The organism is Corynebacterium sp. NPDC060344 (assembly GCF_042725215.1).
In the GTDB taxonomy this organism is placed as follows: domain Bacteria; phylum Actinomycetota; class Actinomycetes; order Mycobacteriales; family Mycobacteriaceae; genus Corynebacterium.
The window spans coordinates 1-17,058 of record NZ_JBHXCS010000009.1; the positions used below are offsets into that span (position 1 = coordinate 1).

The 17,058-nt window shown below is 70.4% G+C and carries 10 protein-coding genes; 5 read left to right on the plus strand and 5 right to left on the minus strand.

Features of this window, described 5'->3' with window-relative positions; translation table 11 throughout:
• Positions 1-145 precede the first annotated feature (145 nt).
• The 4 genes from ACFWGD_RS10610 to ACFWGD_RS10625 form a co-directional block, all read right to left on the minus strand.
• Positions 146-1,825 (minus strand): AMP-binding protein, encoded by a 1,680-nt coding sequence (locus ACFWGD_RS10610; protein WP_377778670.1) that lies wholly within the window; start codon positions 1,823-1,825, stop codon positions 146-148.
• A gap of 385 nt (positions 1,826-2,210) precedes the next feature.
• Entirely contained in the window at positions 2,211-4,445 is a 2,235-nt protein-coding gene (locus ACFWGD_RS10615; RefSeq protein ID WP_377778671.1) for an acyl-CoA dehydrogenase family protein, read from the minus strand.
• A gap of 82 nt (positions 4,446-4,527) precedes the next feature.
• The gene (locus ACFWGD_RS10620) at positions 4,528-4,827 is read right to left on the minus strand and encodes a hypothetical protein (protein ID WP_377778672.1); all 300 of its coding nucleotides are present in this window, start codon (positions 4,825-4,827) and stop codon (positions 4,528-4,530) included.
• 97 nt (positions 4,828-4,924) lie between these two features.
• Positions 4,925-5,920: an HNH endonuclease family protein gene (locus ACFWGD_RS10625; RefSeq protein ID WP_377778673.1), complete on the minus strand. Its 996-nt coding sequence runs from the start codon at positions 5,918-5,920 to the stop codon at positions 4,925-4,927.
• A gap of 376 nt (positions 5,921-6,296) precedes the next feature.
• On the opposite strand from ACFWGD_RS10625, the gene gltB reads away from it, so the two are divergent.
• From gltB to ACFWGD_RS10645, 4 genes are all read left to right on the plus strand, one after another.
• Positions 6,297-10,955: a glutamate synthase large subunit gene (gene gltB / locus ACFWGD_RS10630; RefSeq protein ID WP_377778674.1), complete on the plus strand. Its 4,659-nt coding sequence runs from the start codon at positions 6,297-6,299 to the stop codon at positions 10,953-10,955.
• On the plus strand, positions 10,948-12,510 hold the full coding sequence (locus tag ACFWGD_RS10635) for a glutamate synthase subunit beta (RefSeq protein ID WP_377778675.1): 1,563 nt from the start codon (positions 10,948-10,950) through the stop codon (positions 12,508-12,510). The genes gltB and ACFWGD_RS10635 overlap by 8 nt, the downstream gene beginning before the upstream one ends.
• A 79-nt stretch (positions 12,511-12,589) precedes the next feature.
• On the plus strand, positions 12,590-12,910 hold the full coding sequence (locus tag ACFWGD_RS10640; protein WP_377778676.1) for a heavy metal-binding domain-containing protein: 321 nt from the start codon (positions 12,590-12,592) through the stop codon (positions 12,908-12,910).
• Positions 12,907-13,146: a hypothetical protein gene (locus ACFWGD_RS10645; protein ID WP_377778677.1), complete on the plus strand. Its 240-nt coding sequence runs from the start codon at positions 12,907-12,909 to the stop codon at positions 13,144-13,146. Before ACFWGD_RS10640 ends, ACFWGD_RS10645 begins: the two co-directional genes overlap by 4 nt.
• 143 nt (positions 13,147-13,289) lie before the next feature.
• Here the strand turns inward: ACFWGD_RS10645 and ACFWGD_RS10650 are convergent, their stop codons facing one another.
• Entirely contained in the window at positions 13,290-16,019 is a 2,730-nt protein-coding gene (locus tag ACFWGD_RS10650) for a multicopper oxidase domain-containing protein (RefSeq protein WP_377778678.1), read from the minus strand.
• A gap of 317 nt (positions 16,020-16,336) precedes the next feature.
• On the opposite strand from ACFWGD_RS10650, the gene ACFWGD_RS10655 reads away from it, so the two are divergent.
• Complete coding sequence (locus tag ACFWGD_RS10655) at positions 16,337-17,047, plus strand: glycosyltransferase (RefSeq protein ID WP_377778679.1); 711 nt, start codon at positions 16,337-16,339, stop codon at positions 17,045-17,047.
• Positions 17,048-17,058 lie beyond the last annotated feature (11 nt).

Below are 17,058 nucleotides of genomic sequence, written 5' to 3' on the forward strand. Positions count from 1 at the left end.
GGTGGACAGTTAGACGTGGTCGACCACGTCTAACCGTCCACCCCGCGTCTTTCTGCGGGTGCGGGTGGCGTTGCCGGAGGTGGCGGCGTTGCCGGCGGTGCCGGCGGTGGTGGCGGTGCCGGCGTTGCCGGTGGTGGTGGCGCCGCTAGTCCTGCTCGGGGACCGGAAGCAGGCGCGGGACGACCTTGCCGGTCGCGTTGCGCGGCAGATCATCTACGAAGTGGATGTGCTCCGGCACCGAGTGCTCGGCGAGGTTCTCGCGGACGACCTGGCGCATCTCGTCGGGATCGAGGGCGTCGCCGGCCTCGTTCTTCTTGCGGATGACGAACGTGTGCAGCTCCGCCAGCAGCGTCTTCGTGTTGTTCACGCCGACGGTGTGCAGGTCCTCGACGCCGTCGAGGGCGCCCAGCACCTCATCGACCTCGCGCGGGAAGGTGTTCTCGCCGCCCTTGATCACCATGTCGTCCGAACGGCCGCAGACGTAGAGGAAGCCGTCCTCGTCGATGCGGCCCAGGTCGCCGATCTCCAGCAGGCCGTCGACGGTGCGGAACTTGTCGCGCTGCTGCGCCATGTAGCCGGTGAACGCCAGCTCCTGGGCGGTGTGGATGCGGCCGATCTCGCCGACGGGGACGTCGTTGTCGTTCTCGTCGAGGATGCGCACGCGGGCGCCGATGGCCGGGCGGCCGGCGGTGTCCGGGCGCTCCGCCAGCTCCGGGCCGGAGGCGATGGACGTCAGGCCGGCCTCGGTGGAGCCGTAGAAGTTGCAGACCACGGGGCCGAAGCGCTTGGTCAGCGCCGACACGAGCCACGCGGGGATGGCGTTGCCGGAGGAGACCATGAACTCGAACGGGCCGGGGTTCGGGCGCGGGTTCTCGTCGAGGTAGTCGTTGAGGATGCGCAGGAAGATCGCCGCCGACACGAGGCCGTTGACGCCGTACTTGTCGAACTGCTCCAGCGCGCCCTTCGGCTCGAACTGGCGCTGGGTGACCAGCGTCGCGCCGGTGACCATGGCGACGATGACGTTGGCCCAGCCCCAGGCGTGGAACATCGACGCGGACTGGTGGATGACCATGTTGCGGCGCCACGGGATGCGGTCGGTGACGGCGCCGAGGGTCGCGGGGGTCTTGGGCTCGTTGCGCAGGACGCCCTTGGGGATGCCGGTGGTGCCGGACGACATGATGATGATGCGCCCCTGCTCCGGCTTCTCCTCCAGCTCGGAGGTGCCGTCGGCCTCGATGAGGTCGTCCATGAACAGGTAGCCCTCGGGCACGTCGGGGCGGTTGTTCTTGTCGAAGACGTGGGTGACCACGATGGTGGTGTCGCCGATGTCCTCGGGCACGCGGTCGAGGAACTCCTCGTCGATGAAGAGGTACTCGATCTTGGTCTCGTTGAGCAGGCCGGAGATCTGGTGGGCGGAGGAGCCGATGTTCATGATCATGATCTCGGCGCCGAGCAGGCCCTTGACGGACATGGGCAGGATGATGCCGCGGCCGTTGCGGGCGACGATGCCGAAGCGGGAGCCGGAGCCCATGCCGCGGTCCTTGAGGGCGCGGGCCAGCGACCAGGCCTTGTCGCGCAGCTCGGTGTAGGTGAGCTCGCCTTCGTCGTCGACCAGCGCGAGGCGGTCGGGGTAGCGGTGGGCGCTCATGGTGATCAGGCCGCCGACGGCGAATCCCCAGCGCTTGACGCACTTCAGGCAGAACGGCGCGGTCTTGGGGGTCATGTACAGCGCGCCGGACTTGATCAGCGGGGCGACGGACTTCGCGATCGTGTTGACCTTGAACTGCAGCGGCAGCTTCGGTGCGGTGTTGATCTCGGCGGTCATTGTGTCTGTTCCTCCAAGGGGGATTGCGGGCTGGTCGCTTCGCGGGGAAACGGTGTTATTCATCGTGGTGCGGCGGGCGGCCAGCTTGTTTGACAGTCAAACTAATACGGAGCCGGGGAGTTCCGCAAAAAGTGGCGCGTCGCACACATGCTACGAGGGACATCTGAATTATGGGCTGAAATGTTACGCGCCGGTCACAAAAAGGGCGCGTTCGGGTGCGCTGTAGGCAACTTCCGCCACAGGCGTCACTGCAGTTGCAGCGTAGTCCACCGACGCGCGAAGGGCGACGGATCGCAGAAAATTCCGTCGCCCAACACAACTGTCGCCGCGTCCCCGGCCGTCCGCGGGCTGGTCTCCCGCGGGCCCGGTTCCCGGGGCGATTGCTTTACGACGTCTCGCGCGGATCCACCCCGGCGTCGTCCAGCATGGGGACCGACACCAGTGCGTCGGGGATCGCGAACGCATCGACGAGGACGTTCGACCAGGGGCCCAGCGAATCCACGAGGTCGTTGATCGCCGCGCGCACCGCCTTGGTGCGCAGGCCGTTGAGCACGCGCTGCTCCTGGTACCAACCCGAGTGGGCGTCGATGGTGGTCAAGGCGAACAGCGTGCGGATCTGCACGAAGACGTCCTTGGCGGCCGATCCGTCGTCAAGCAGGGCCTCGGCCTCGACGAGGGCCTCCAGGAGCATCGCGTCGACCCGGGCCCAACCGCAGGCGATGAGGTGGTCCTGGGCGGCGTCGACGGCGGCGACGGCATCCTCGATGTCCATCTTCTTCGCGCCGCTGAGGCGGCGGGCCAGCGACTTGAGCAGGTTGGACTCGCGGTCCTCGAACAGCTTGACCTGGTAGCCGGCGTCGAAGATGTCGGTCTCCTCGCGGTCGGTGACGCTGTCGATGAGCGTCTGCACCGACCGGGCCAGCGGCGTGCGGCGGCGGAGGATGTCGCCGACGTTCTCCACGCCGAAGCGCAGCATGCCCATCGGGTCGAGGTCGGACAGGCCGCGGGCGTAGGCCGTGATCAGCTCCTTGCCCACCATCTGGATGAGCACCTTGTTGTCGCCCTCGAAGGTGGTGAACACGTCCGAGTCGGCCTTGTGGATGGTCAGCAGATTCTCCGACATGTAGCCGGCGCCGCCGCATGCCTCGCGGCACTCCTGGATGGTGTCGGTGGCGTGGCGGGTCGCGGCCACCTTCACCGCCGCGGCGCGGGACTCCATCTCGCGCTGCTTCCACTGCTGCTCGTCGGTCGGCTCCGCGACGTTCCACTCGCCGGCGGCGATGAGGCTGTCCTGCTCGTCGAGGCGCTCGATGATCTGGTTCTGCAGCAGCGCCAGCGCGTAGGAGCGGGCCAGGCGCGGCAGCAGGCGCAGGCGGTGCGAGCGGTGCTCGATGAGGCGCTTCTCGTTGCCCGGCACGCCCTCGAACTGGCGGCGGCGCGTGGCGTAGCGCAGGGCGATGGCCAGCGACGAACGGGTCGCGGCGCCGGCGGCGGCGCCGACGGAGACGCGGCCGCGGATCAGCGTGCCCAGCATGGTGAAGAAGCGGCGGTTGCGGGACTCGATCGGCGAGGAGTAGTTGCCGCGCTCGTCGACGTCGCCGAAGCGGTTGAGCAGGTTCTCGCGCGGGACGCGGACGTTGTCGAACAGGATCGTGCCGTTGTCCACGCCGGGCAGGCCGCCCTTGTAGCCGTGGTCGCCGATGGTCACGCCCGGCATGGGGTTGCCGTCCTCGTCGCGGATGGGCACGAGGATGCAGTGCACTCCGTGGGACTCGGCGGGGTCGTGGTTGGCGTCGGTGGCGCTGCCCGGGGTGTGCAGCTGCGCGAAGACGGCGGCCATGCGGCCGTGGCGGGCGGCGTTGCCGATGTAGGTCTTCTGCGCCGACATGCTGGGGGAGTGGACGACGAACTCGTCGGTCTCCGCGTCATAGGTGGCGGTGGTCTCCAGGTTCTGCACGTCGGAGCCGTGGCCGCGCTCGGTCATGGCGAAGCAGCCGAGCAGGTCCAGGTTGATGATCTGCGGCACCAGGCCCACGTGGCGGTCGCTGCCCAGCGCCTCGACGGCGCCGCCGAACAGGCCCCACTGCACGCCGGACTTGACCATCACGCCGAGGTCGGCGTGGCCGACCATCTCCATGCCGGTCAGGGTGGCGCCGATTTCGCCGGTGCCGCCGTGGGCGGCGCTGAACACGCCCTTGGGCATGCCGGTGTCGCGCAGGCGCTCGAGGCGGGCGAGGACGGCCTCGCGGGCCTCGTCGAGGGGAAGGCCGTACTGCGGGCGGAAGAATTCGTCGTCGAGCATGGCGCGGACGCGGTCGCGGTCCTCGGCGTACTTGCCGTCCAGGAGCTTCTGCAGGTCCTTGGCCACGGCCGGATCGGCCTCGGTGGGCAGTTTCGCGGGGCCCTTGCCGACGGTCTCGGGCTTGTCCTTCTTATCCCGGTCGCGGTCCCTGTCACGGTCCCGGCCGGGGCGGGCGCCGGAGCTGCCGTCCTCGGGTGCGGTGTCTTCGGCGGCGGCCGCGGCGGCGACCTTGTCGATGTCGTCGGCCCGCTCGGTGTTCTTCATGGCGACGTCGTCGCCGTGCTGCGGGGATCGGGTGGCGTCGTCATTGGTGTCCATGACTTCACGTTACCGGCCTTTGTGATCCAGATGACACTATTTCAAGAACCGAGCCACCATGCGGGGGTGAACGGCGATTGTCTCAGGAGGGGCCTTCGGCGAGCAGCCATTCCAGTAGGTCGGCGGTCGCTTGGGCATGGCCCCCGGGGTACTCGGCGTCGAGGACGTCGGCTGCCCGTTCGAGTGCCAGGCCGCTCAGCGCCACCTTTTCCTCCCGTGTCCAGTGGCGGCGTCCTTCGTCGATCGGAACATCGGTACTGCTGCCCGGTACCGACCAGCGACGAGGGCTCTCATGCTGGATCACCCGGAGCTTCGTGCCCAGGGAATCCGACGCGAGTTCGACGCGCCCGAATCGAAGGGTGGTGTACTTGATCGACTTCATTGGCCCCTCCGTCCTTGGACGTTGCAAGACATTGCACTCGAGGAAAATCACTTCGGTGAGCGACCGTACGCCGGTGCGCCATCGCCACCGCACCTACCTACCGCCGCTCCGCCACCGCGCCCTCGACGAGCGCGGCGAGCGCGGCATCATCGACGGGAGCGCACGTCCCCAGCCAGCGGTCCAGCGCCTCGCGCTCGGCCGGCGTCACCCACAGTCCGTAGCGGTGCTTCACGGCCACCTGCCGCGCCACGTACTGGCAGCGGAACGAGGAGTTCGGCGGCAGCCACGTCGCGGCGTCGCCGTCGCTTTTGCGCTGGTTGGATGGCCCGTCGACGGCGAGCAGGTTCAGCGGGTCGTTCGCGAACGCGCGCCGGGTCTCCTCGTCGAGGCCCTGCGCGCCCTTCTGCCAGGCGTCGGACATGGCCACGACGTGGTCGATCTGCACGGCGCTCGACGTCCGCGACCCCCGCTCGAACGGGATCGCGGCGCCGGTGAACGGGTCGTGCAGCGTCCCGGCCAGCGCCACGCAGTCGTTGGTGTTCGGCTTGATGGCGACGTCGACGAGATCGCGCCGCAGGATGTCGTTGCGCGTATCGCAGCCGTTGCGCCCCAGTGCCACTGGCACGTCGTCGGACCAGCGCTGCCCGAACAGGACGCGGTCGTACCCCGTCTTCGGCGCGCGCCCCTTGACCTGGAGCTGGGACAGCTGGGCACGGATCGCGCCCAGGGGTCCCGCTCCATTGCTTTGCGACGCCCCCTCGCCCCCTCCATCCGCCCCTCCACCGGGTGCGGCGCCCGGGTCGAGTGGCGCGGGAGGCGGCGGATCCGCGGAGGCGTCGTTGGGCTGCGGCGCCTGCGCTGAGCCTGCGGGGGAGTCTGTGTCAGAACCGGTCGCCGAGTCAGCGCCGGAGTCGGCGCCGGACGAAGATGCGTCGGAAGAAGAAGGTGCGCCGAGGAGGTCGTCGAGCGACGTCGCAAAGCCATCGTCGTCGACGACCGCACAGCCGGACAGGGCCACGCCCGCCGCAACCACTGCCGCGAGCGCCGCGGACAAGCGGCGCGGGCGTGCGGAGGGGCGGCTGCGGGAGGACATGCCGTGACCCTATGGCACCGCCCGGACGGCCCCGCGGGCGGGTGGCGCGGAATTGGCCCGCGTGTTCGAAGGGTGGCTCGGGGCGTGCGCCGGGGGAGAGATGCGGGCACCGGCGCCACCCCCGGTTTGTTTCGGCGGGGTTAAACGGTGGTTGCCCGGCGGTAATCAGGCCGGAACAAGATTGTGTCCCATGTCACAGTGGTCGCGTGACCTGCGAAAATGGCCGGGGCTCGGTTATGTCATTACGGCCCCGACCACCGAAGCTGCTTGTACGAAGCCACGCGCGCACCGCCACCGGGCACCCACCGGACGCGGCGCACGCGACACGAAACGCCCATGAGGTCCGAGAGGACACCAGCCACGAAAGGGGCCGGCAATGACCGACGCCACGAGCCCGAACGACAGCCGCCGCACCGGCGCGGCCGCGACCACCCTCGCGTCCGGCCCGGCGCGCCAGGGCCTGTACGACCCCTCCCGCGAACACGACGCCTGCGGCGTCGCCTTCGTCGCCGACATCCACGGCCGCGCCAGCCGCGACATCGTGGACAAGGCCATCCAGGCACTGGTCAACATCGACCACCGCGGCGCCGCCGGCGCGGAGAAGAACACCGGCGACGGCGCGGGCATTCTCATGCAGATCCCCGACGCCTTCTACCGCGCCGAACTGTCGCACGCCGGCGTGCTGCTGCCGGAGCCCGGCGCGTACGCCACCGGCATCGCCTTCCTGCCGCAGGCGCGCATGGCCACCCTCGACGCCATCCGCGCGGTCGAGGACATCTGCGCCGAAGAGGGCGTCGAGCTGATCACCTGGCGCGACGTGCCCGTCGACGACTCCGCGCTGGGCTCGATGGCCCGCGACGCGATGCCGGTGTTCCGCCAGATCTTCGTCTCCGCCACGGGCCGCGACGGCCGCCAGCTCACCGGCATCGACCTCGACCGCAAGGTGTGGTTCGTGCGCAAGCGCTGCGAGCGCGAGCTCGGCGACCGCGGCGCGGGCCAGGGCGCCGGCGGCGACACGGTGTACTTCCCGTCGCTGTCGAGCCGCACGATCGTCTACAAGGGCATGCTGACCACCCCGCAGCTGGCGGGCTTCTACGGTGACCTGCGCCGCCCGGAGCTGACGTCCGCGCTGGCGATCGTCCATTCCCGCTTCTCGACGAACACGTTCCCCTCGTGGCCGCTCGCGCACCCGTACCGGATGGTCGCGCACAACGGCGAGATCAACACCGTGCGCGGCAACGAGAACTGGATGCGCGCCCGCGAGGCCCTGATCCGCTCGGACGAGCTGGGCAACATCGACCGCGTCCTGCCGGTGTGCGACCCCGACGGGTCCGACACCGCCCGCTTCGACGAGGCCCTGGAGCTCATGCACCTGGGCGGGCGCAGCCTGCCGCACGCGGTCATGATGATGATCCCGCAGACCTGGGAGCACGACGACGACCTCGACCCGGAGGTCCGAGCGTTCTACGAGTACCACTCCTGCCTGATGGAGCCGTGGGACGGCCCGGCGGCGGTGGCCTTCACCGACGGCACCGTCATCGGCGCCACCCTGGACCGCAACGGGCTGCGCCCGGGCCGCATCTGGGTCACCGACGAGGGCCTGGTGGTCATGGCGTCGGAGGCCGGCGTCCTGGACATCGCGCCGGAGCACATCGTCCAGCGCACCCGCGTGCGCCCCGGCCAGATGTTCCTGGTGGACACCGCCGCCGGCCGCATCATCGACGACTCCGAGATCAAGGCCGAGCTCGCCGCCACCGGCCCGTACGAGCAGTGGGTCGTGGACGGGCTGGTCACCACGCCGGAGCTGCCGCAGAAGCGCTACGAGTACATGCCGCACCGCCGCGCGGTGCTGCGCCAGCGCGTCTTCGGCATCACCGAGGAAGACGTCGACCTGATCATCCGCCCCATGGCGCTGACCGGCGCCGAGGCGCTGGGCTCGATGGGCTCCGACACCCCCATCGCCGCGCTGTCCAACCGGCCGCGGATGCTGTTCGACTTCTTCTCGCAGCGTTTCGCCCAGGTGACCAACCCGCCGCTGGACTCCATCCGCGAGAAGTCCGTCACCAGCATGTACACGCTGCTGGGCGCGGAGGCCGACGTGCTCAACCCGACCGCCGAGGCCGCCCGCCGCATCCGCCTGGACCAGCCGATCCTGGACAATCACGAGTTCGTCACCCTGGTCGACGCCCACGAGGACGAGCGCTTCTCCCGCTTCGAGTCGGCGGTCATCTCCGGCCTGTACCCGGTCGCCCAGGGCGGCCGCGGCATGCGCAACGCCATCCGCCGCGTGCGCCGCGAGGTCTCCGAGGCCATCGACCGCGGCACGTCGCTGATCGTGCTGTCCGACCGCGAGTCCGACGAGCGCTTCGCGCCGATCCCGTCGCTGCTGCTGACCTCGGCGGTCCACCACCACCTGGTGGCGGAGAAGACCCGCTCGCGCGCCTCGCTGATCATCGAGGCCGGCGACGCCCGCGAGGTCCACCACATGGCCATGCTCATCGGCTTCGGCGCCGACGCGATCAACCCGTACATGGCGTTCGAGACCATCGACGAGCTGCGCATGAAGAACCAGCTCGGCGACCTCGACCTCGACGAGGCGTGCTCGAACTACTGCCGCGCGGCCGCCGGCGGCGTGCTCAAGGTGATGTCGAAGATGGGCATCGCCACGGTGCAGTCGTACCGCGGCGCGCAGCTGGCCGACGTCATCGGCCTGGCGCAGGACTTCCTCGACGAGTACTTCACCGGCGCGACCTCCCCGCTGGAGGGCGTCGGCCTGGACGAGGTCGCCTCCGACGTGGAGGCCCGCCACCGCAGCGCCTTCCTGCCTCGCCCGGAGGAGCAGGCGCACCGCGACCTGGACCTGGGCGGCGAGTACAAGTGGCGCCGCGAGGGCGAGTATCACCTGTTCAACCCGGAGACGATCTTCACGCTGCAGCACGCCACGCGCACCGGGCAGTACGCGGTCTTCCGCGACTACACCCGCAAGGTCGACGACCAGACCAAGCGCCTGGCCACCCTGCGCGGCCTGTTCGACATGGTCTCCGACCGCCCGTCGGTGCCGATCGACGAGGTCGAGCCGGTGTCGAGCATCGTCAAGCGCTTTTCGACGGGCGCGATGAGCTACGGCTCCATCTCCGCCGAAGCGCACGAGACGCTGGCCATCGCCATGAACCGCCTCGGCGCGATGTCGAATTCCGGCGAGGGCGGCGAGGACCCGAAGCGCTTCGCCCGCGAGGCCAACGGCGATTGGCGCCGCAGCGCGATCAAGCAGGTCGCCTCGGGCCGTTTCGGCGTGACCAGCCACTACCTGTCCAACTGCACGGACATCCAGATCAAGATGGCCCAGGGCGCAAAGCCCGGCGAGGGCGGCCAGCTGCCGCCGTCGAAGGTCTACCCCTGGGTCGCCGAGGTCCGCATCACCACCCCGGGCGTCGGCCTGATCTCCCCGCCGCCGCACCACGACATCTACTCCATCGAAGATCTGGCGCAGCTGATCTTCGACCTGAAGAACGCCAACCCGAACGCGCGCATCCACGTCAAGCTCGTCTCCGAGCTGGGCGTCGGCACCGTCGCGGCGGGCGTGTCCAAGGCCCACGCCGACGTGGTGCTCATCTCCGGCCACGACGGCGGCACGGGCGCCTCGCCCCTGACCAGCCTCAAGCACGCCGGCGGCCCGTGGGAGCTGGGCCTGGCCGAGACCCAGCAGACGCTGATGCTCAACGGCCTGCGCGACCGCATCCGCGTGCAGTGCGACGGCCAGCTCAAGACCGGCCGCGACGTCATGGTGGCCATGCTGCTCGGCGCCGAGGAGTACGGTTTCGCCACCGCGCCGCTGGTCGTCGAGGGCTGCGTCATGATGCGCGTCTGCCACCTGGACACCTGCCCCGTGGGCATCGCCACCCAGAACCCGGAGCTGCGCAAGAAGTACACGGGCCGCGCCGAGCACGTGGTCAACTTCTTCACCTTCATAGCCGAGGAGATCCGCGAATACCTCGCCGAGCTGGGCTTCCGCAGCATCGACGAGGCCGTGGGCCACGCCGAGTGCCTGCGCCCGCGCTCGGATCTGTCGGAGCTGCCGCGCGCGGCGAAGCTCAACCTCGACCGCATCCTCCACGTCGCCGAGAGCCCGTGGATGGAGCAGGACCCGCGCTGCACGAAGGACCAGGAGCACGGGCTGGAGGGCACCCTGGACCAGCAGATCATCGCCGATTCGTCGGCGCTGCTCATGGCCGCCCGACGCGGCGCGTCCGGCTCGGCCGGCCCGCTGAAGCTGACGTACCCGATCTCCAACGTCGACCGGTCGACGGGCACGCGCCTGGGCCACGAGGTCACGCGCGCCACGGGCGCCAAGGGGCTTGACGACGGCTCGCTCAGCGTGGAGCTCACCGGCTCCGCCGGCAACTCTTTCGGCGCCTTCGTGCCCTCCGGCGTCGAGCTCGTCCTGGAGGGCGACGCCAATGACTTCGTGGGCAAGGGACTGTCCGGCGGCCGGATCGTCGTCAAGCCCTCGAAGTCGGCACCGCCGACGGCCAATGCCGCCACCGACACCATCGCCGGCAACGTGATCGGCTTCGGCGCGACCAGCGGCGAGATCTTCATCCGCGGCACCGTCGGCGAGCGCTTCTGCGTGCGCAACTCCGGCGCCACCGCGGTCGTCGAGGGCATCGGCAACCACGGCTGCGAGTACATGACCGGCGGCCGCGTGGTCGTCCTCGGCTCCGTCGGCCGCAACTTCGGCGCCGGCATGAGCGGCGGCATCGCCTTCCTCAAGGCCTCCGAAGCCGACGAAGTCGCCCGCCGCATCAACCCCGAGCTCGTCGACCTGCTCGAACCCGACGCGGACGACATCGAATGGCTCACCGGAATCATCGGCCGCCACCGCGAGCTGACCGGCTCCACCGCCGACGCCGACCCCGCGTCGATGGTCAAGGTCATGCCCCGCGACTACGCCCGCGTGCTCGACGTCGTCGCCCGCGCGGAAGCAGAGAACCTGGACGTCAACGAAGCGATCATGGAGGCAGTGAACAATGGCTGATCCCAAGGGATTCATGAAGCACCGCCGCGAGGAGCCGGCCCACCGCCCCGTTCCGCTGCGGTTGATGGACTGGAAGGAAGTCCACGAGCACCCCGCCCCCGGGCACATCGAGACCCAGGCGACCCGCTGCATGGACTGCGGCGTGCCGTTCTGCCACTCGGCCTGCCCGCTGGGCAACATCATCCCCGAGTGGAATGACCTGGTGCGCCAGGACCGGTGGCGCGAGGCGTTCGACCGCCTCCACGCGACGAACAACTTCCCCGAGTTCACCGGTCGCCTGTGCCCGGCGCCGTGCGAGGGCGGCTGCGTCCTGGCCATCAACGACGACGCCGTGACCATCAAGGACATCGAGCTGGCCATCGCCGAGCGCGGTTTCGAGGAGGGCTGGGTCGAGCCGATCCCGCCGAGCTTCGACACCGGCCAGGCCGTCGCCGTCATCGGTTCGGGCCCCGCCGGCCTGGCCGCCGCCCAGCAGCTCACCCGCGCCGGGCATGCGGTGACCGTCTTCGAGCGCGACGACAAGCCCGGTGGCCTCATGCGCTACGGCGTGCCGGACTACAAGATGGAGGCCCAGTACCTGGACCGCCGCCTGGAGCAGATGGAGGCCGAGGGCACCGAGTTCCGCTGCGGCGTCTCGCCCAGCGCCGCGGATCTGGCCGACTTCGACGCCGTGGTGCTGGCCACCGGTGCGACGCTGCCGCGCGACCTGCCGGTCGACGGCCGCGACCTCGACGGCATCCACCAGGCGATGGACTACCTGCCGCACGCCAACCGCGTCGCCGCGGCGCAGGCCGACGGCGAGGAGCTGTCCCCGGAGATCGACGCCAAGGGCAAGAACGTCGTGGTCATCGGCGGCGGCGACACCGGCATCGACTGCTTCGGCACCGCCCTGCGCCAGGGTGCGGCGTCGGTGACGCAGTTCGACATCCGCCCGCGCGCCCCGCGTTCCCGTGCGGCGTCGACCCCGTGGCCGATGTTCCCGCTGGTGTGGCGCGTGGCCACGGCGCACGAGGAAGGCGAGTACGTCATCTCCGGCTCCGAGCCGCCGGAGGCCACCGCGGCGCTGGGCCTGGATGCCCGCGTGTCCGGCGAGACGCTGGGCAAGCGCGTGTTCAACGCCAACACCGTCTCCTTCCACGGCGAGGACGGCAAGGTCACCGGCCTGTCGGCCAACGAGGTCGCCGTCGTCGAGGGCCGCCGCGTGCCCATGAAGGGCACCGACTTCGACATCGACGCCGACCTGGTGCTCATCGCGCTGGGCTTCACCGGTCCCGAGCGCGGCGGCGTGGTCGCCGAGCTGGGCGTCGCCTTCGACGAGCGCGGCCGCATGGTCCGCGACGACGATTACCGCGCGACGGTGGTCCCGGATGCGCTGTACGACGACGCCTTCACTGGCCCCGTCTTCGTCGCCGGCGACAACGGCCGCGGCGCCAGCCTCATCGTGTGGGCCATCGCCGAGGGCCGTGCCTGCGCCGAGGCCGTCGACCGCCACCTCATGGGCGAGTCGAACCTGCCCCGCGCCGTCGAGCCCGCCGACATGCCGATGGGCGTGTAGCAAAACCGCTGGCAGAGACGCCGCCGTGCACCGGATTCACCCGGGGCGCGGCGGCGTTTGCGGGCGTATGCTCGGCGCCATGATCATGACCACCACCCCCACCGTCGAGGGCCGCGAGATCGCCCACTACATCCGCATCGTCTCCTCCGAGGCGATCTCCGGCGTGAACATGTTCAAGGACCTCGGCGCCGGCTTCCGCAACCTCGTCGGCGGGCGCGCGCAGGCGTACGAGAAGGAGCTCGAGTCCACCCGCGAGACCGCGCTGGCCGAGCTGTACGAGCGCGCGCAGGCGCTGGGCGCCGACGCCGTCGTCGGCGTCGACCTGGACTACGAGGTGCTCGGCGCCGACAACGGCATGCTCATGGTGACCGTGTCCGGCACCGCCGTGAAGCTGGCGTGACCCCCGCGCGTTGGCTGGCGCTCGCGCTGTTCTGCGTCTCGATCGCGTGCGTGATCGGCATTATCAACGGCATGTATTCCATGGAAATGCTCGTCGATTCGGGTGGCGGCATGGGCGCCACCGCCATCGAGGCGAAAACCAGCCGTGCCATGGCCTACGGAGCCATCGCTCTGGCCACCGCCATCGGCGGAGTGGCGTTGACGGTCGCTGATTGGCTGCGGGGGCCGCGCCGCTGATCGAGTTAGTGCTCGGATACTCCAGACTTTCGCGGGGATCGGCAAAGGCGCAGGTCCGAGTATGGCTTGAAATATACATTGGAGGAATCCGGCACTAACGGGGACGGCCCAGGCCTTTTGCTTTGAGACCCCCGCGCCCGCCGCTACTCCACGATGACGTGGCCGCGGGCGCCCATCTCGGCGTGCACCATCTGGTGATCGACGAAGGTGTACGTGCCCGGCTCGGGGAAGCGCGCCTCGACGTACCCGCCCTGTGCCGCGGCGAGGAACAGCGCCTGGCCTGCGCCGGGGCCGTCGTCAAGCTGCAATGCGCCTTCCTTGTACATGCGGTGGAACTGCGTGCCCACGACGTGGAAGCTCATGCCCTTGTTCGGGCCGGCGACGAGCAGCCAGAACCGCACGGTCTCGCCGGCGCGGATGCGGATGGGGTGGGCGAGGTACTGGTCGGGGTAGCCGTTGAAGCGGTAGGCGTCGGGCGTCTCGGCCATGACCTTGGCGGTGTCGGGGCCGGCGTCGCCCCAGTAGCCCTCGGACTGGACGAGCAGCACCTCGTGGTCGACGGGCGGCAGGTCCGGCGGGTCGATGATGACGGCGCCGTGCATCCCGGCGGCGATGTGGTGGCTCATGGGCACGGTGGCGCAGTGGTACAGCCAGATGCCGGCGTGCTCGGCGCGGAAGCGGTATTCGAGGCGCTCGCCTGGGGCGATGTCGCGCATCGGCGCGTCCGGGGAGACCATGCCGGAGTGGAAGTCGACGGAGTGGCTCATGGTTCCGTCGTTGATGAGCGTGACGACGAACTCGTCCCCGACCTTGCCCCGCAGCGTCGGGCCGAGCGGGGCCCCGTTGTAGACCCAATGCTCCTGCTCGATGCCGGGGGCGGCGTAGCCGGTGAATTCGCTGGCGCGCAGGGTGATCTCGTGGACGTCTGCGTCGGGTGCTGCGTCGAGGATCGGGTCGATGGTGGGGGAGTCCGGGCCGGGAAGCTCGCCGACGGTGCCGAGCGCGCCGGGCGTCGCGTGATCGGCGGCCGCGGAGTTGGCGCCCGAGCCGTGGTTGGTGTGGCCGCCGTGGCCTGAGCCGGCCGCGGAGTTGGCGGCGTCGGAGGCGTCAGAGGAGTCAGAGGATGCGGGGCCGCCGGCGTCGATGGTCAGGGTCATGCCCATCTGGCGGTGGCCGGCGATGGTGCACCAGCCGTCGACGTCGCCGGGCACGACGGGCACCTCGATGGTCGCGGAGTCACCGGGGGCGACGCGGCCGGTGTCCTCGCCGGTGGCCAGGCGCAGGTCGTGGACCTGCTCGTCGGCGTTGACCATGGTGATCACCAGTCGGTCGCCGGGATTGGCCTCGATGACGTTGGGCTCGTAGGCCATGTCGCGGGCGGTGACGGTGACCTCGACGGTCTCGCCGGTCGGGGTGACGTCGGCGGCCGCCGAGATGCCGGAGCCGCCGATCCCTGCTGAGCCGCCCATCCCGCCGCCGGACAATGCCACGCCGACGGTGGTGACCAGCGCCAGCACCGCCAGCGCCGCCGTGGTCTGCGCGCCGAGGCGTCGGGATCCGGACGTCGGCTCATCGTCTCGGCGGGTCAGCTCGAGGGGCTCGCTCATCCCGCCGGCGCCATCGGTACCCACCTGCTGCGTTTGCCCTGTCCGCCGTGCCTTGAGCACCGCCACCTGCGCTTTGGCGGCGCGGGCGACCAGCGGCAGGTAGGAGACGAACGCGGCACCGACCAGCAGCGACAGCGCCACCTTCGTCCACGACGGCAGCGGCAGCAGCCACAGCGCCAGGCCGCCGTTGATGATCGCCCACCGGAACGCCCCCGCCCGATCGAGCTCCGCCATGCCGGCGTTCACCGCGCGGGCACCGCCGCCGATGGTGGCGGGGAGGAGTTGGCTCATCACGCCGATGAGCAGCTGCGCGCCGAAGCCGATGAGCAGCGGAAGAGTCAGCGCGGACATGACGAACCCGTCGTCGAGGGCCATCGCCGACGCAGCGATGAGCGTGCCGATCAGCCACGCCACCGCCGCCGCGGCCGACAGTGCGGGGTAGGACAGGCGGTCGCGGGGATCCTTCGCCACGGCGATGACGTTGTGCGCCCACGGCACCGCCGCGATGATCCAGCCCGCGGCGATGATGGCCAGGCCCGCCGACGCCGCCCAGTTCAGACCCGCAAGCGCGCCCACGGTGGTCACGGCGATGCCCGCCAGCTGCACCGCCAGCGATGCTTTCGGGTGGGAGCGCGGCGACATCCTCGTCCGCCACAGCGCCGGGAACATGGTGATCAGCGTGCCCGACGCGGCAAGCCCCAGGAAGCCGATGAGGTTGACGGCTTCGTGGGCGAGGAGCAGGCCGTCGTGAAGCGACTCACCCGCCGGCGACGCCAACAGCGCCCCGAACGCGGCGCCGACCGGCAGCAGGCAGGCGGACGCGACGTAGTGGGCGACCGATACCGCGAAGGGCCGCTCGCGCCCGGCGGCGAGGTCGCGCCCCAGCGACACCGCGTGCCACGCCACCGCCAGGCCGACGACGGTCGCGCCGGCGACGGTCACCGGCCACCACCCGCCGAGCTTGCCTGCGATGGTGACCACGATGCCGCCATTGAGCAGGTAAATCCGGGCGAGCTGGACGCGCCGGGCCTCGGCGGGGACGCCGATGCGCAGCAATTTCTCGGTGAAATGCCGGCCCCACACGAGGATCGAGTTGGTCACCGCGCCGAGCGTGAACAGGTGCACCATCAGCCAGCGCCCCTCCGCGAGGAAGGGGTGGATCATCGCGGCGACGATGATCGCCGCGAACCACCACCGCACCGGCCGCCCCGCTTTCCGGTGCCAGGAGGCGCGGTGTGGGCGGGCGGTCGTGGAGGGCGGGGTCATGGGAAAGATATTACGCAACCGGGATACGGAATAAAATGCCGGAGGGCGTGCGGGGCCGGGTGTGTGGGGCGCGGCGCGGAGCTCGTCGTGTCATATGGTCAACGCTCCCGAGTAGCACTTGTGACCACCTGGCCTTTTGTGGCCGCCGAAACCAGAGTGTTGACCAAAATGCACTAACGGTCCGCATGCTTTGCGACGTCCACCGCCCCGCCCATCCCGCCCCTGCCCCGGGAGCGGCCCCGCCGCCGTTCGGTGTGGTGAAGTATATTTACCAATGAGGCGGGGAAATGCCCCGCGGCGTCGGAAAGTGGGTGGCCATGAACGCAGATGGCACCGCCGCGCCCCGACCCATCTCCCGGATCGTCGTGGTCATCCCCGCCCACGACGAGCGCGAGTTCATCGCCGCCTGCGTTGACTCGGTGCTCGCCGCCGCCCGCGCGACGTCGCTGCCCACGGAGATCCGCGTCATCCTCGACGCCTGCACCGACGGCACCTCGGGGGAGGTGCCGGCGGGCGGGGGAGGGGTGGGCGTCGTCAAGCGGACCATCGACGCCCGCAATGTCGGCGCCGCCCGCGCGACCGGCGTGGACCCGCGCGACCTGCGCGGCGACGTGTGGCTGGCGCACACCGATGCCGACACGATCGTCGACGAGGGGTGGCTCGCGGCGCAGCTGGCGCACGCCGATGCGGGTGCCGACGCGGTCGTCGGCACCATCGGCGTCGCCGATTGGGGGCAGCGGCCCGGGGTGGTGCGGCCGATGTTCGAGAAGCTCTACCTCGACGCGCCCGGCCACGACCACGTGCACGGCGCCAACCTGGGCGTTCGCGGGTCGGCGTATGGATGGGTCGGCGGCTTCAGGCCGTTGGCGGAGTCCGAGGACGTCGACCTCGTGGCGCGCTTGGAAGCGTCCGGGGCGCAGGTCGTGCGCGTGTCCGACTGCCGCGTGGTCACCTCCGCGCGGGTGTCGCGGCGCACCGGCGGCGGCATGTCCGGCTACCTCGACGCGCTCGCCGCCGACGGGGCCTGATCCGGGGGCTG

What these genes read in the sequence shown, in the direction of transcription:
- ACFWGD_RS10610 (WP_377778670.1), bottom strand. Translation starts at nt 1,825, where the DNA reads ATGACCGCCGAGATCAACACCGCACCGAAGCTGCCGCTGCAGTTCAAG.
- ACFWGD_RS10615 (WP_377778671.1), bottom strand. Translation starts at nt 4,445, where the DNA reads ATGGACACCAATGACGACGCCACCCGATCCCCGCAGCACGGCGACGAC.
- ACFWGD_RS10620 (WP_377778672.1), bottom strand. Translation starts at nt 4,827, where the DNA reads ATGAAGTCGATCAAGTACACCACCCTTCGATTCGGGCGCGTCGAACTC.
- ACFWGD_RS10625 (WP_377778673.1), bottom strand. Translation starts at nt 5,920, where the DNA reads ATGTCCTCCCGCAGCCGCCCCTCCGCACGCCCGCGCCGCTTGTCCGCG.
- gltB (WP_377778674.1), top strand. Translation starts at nt 6,297, where the DNA reads ATGACCGACGCCACGAGCCCGAACGACAGCCGCCGCACCGGCGCGGCC.
- ACFWGD_RS10635 (WP_377778675.1), top strand. Translation starts at nt 10,948, where the DNA reads ATGGCTGATCCCAAGGGATTCATGAAGCACCGCCGCGAGGAGCCGGCC.
- ACFWGD_RS10640 (WP_377778676.1), top strand. Translation starts at nt 12,590, where the DNA reads ATGATCATGACCACCACCCCCACCGTCGAGGGCCGCGAGATCGCCCAC.
- ACFWGD_RS10650 (WP_377778678.1), bottom strand. Translation starts at nt 16,019, where the DNA reads ATGACCCCGCCCTCCACGACCGCCCGCCCACACCGCGCCTCCTGGCAC.
- ACFWGD_RS10655 (WP_377778679.1), top strand. Translation starts at nt 16,337, where the DNA reads ATGAACGCAGATGGCACCGCCGCGCCCCGACCCATCTCCCGGATCGTC.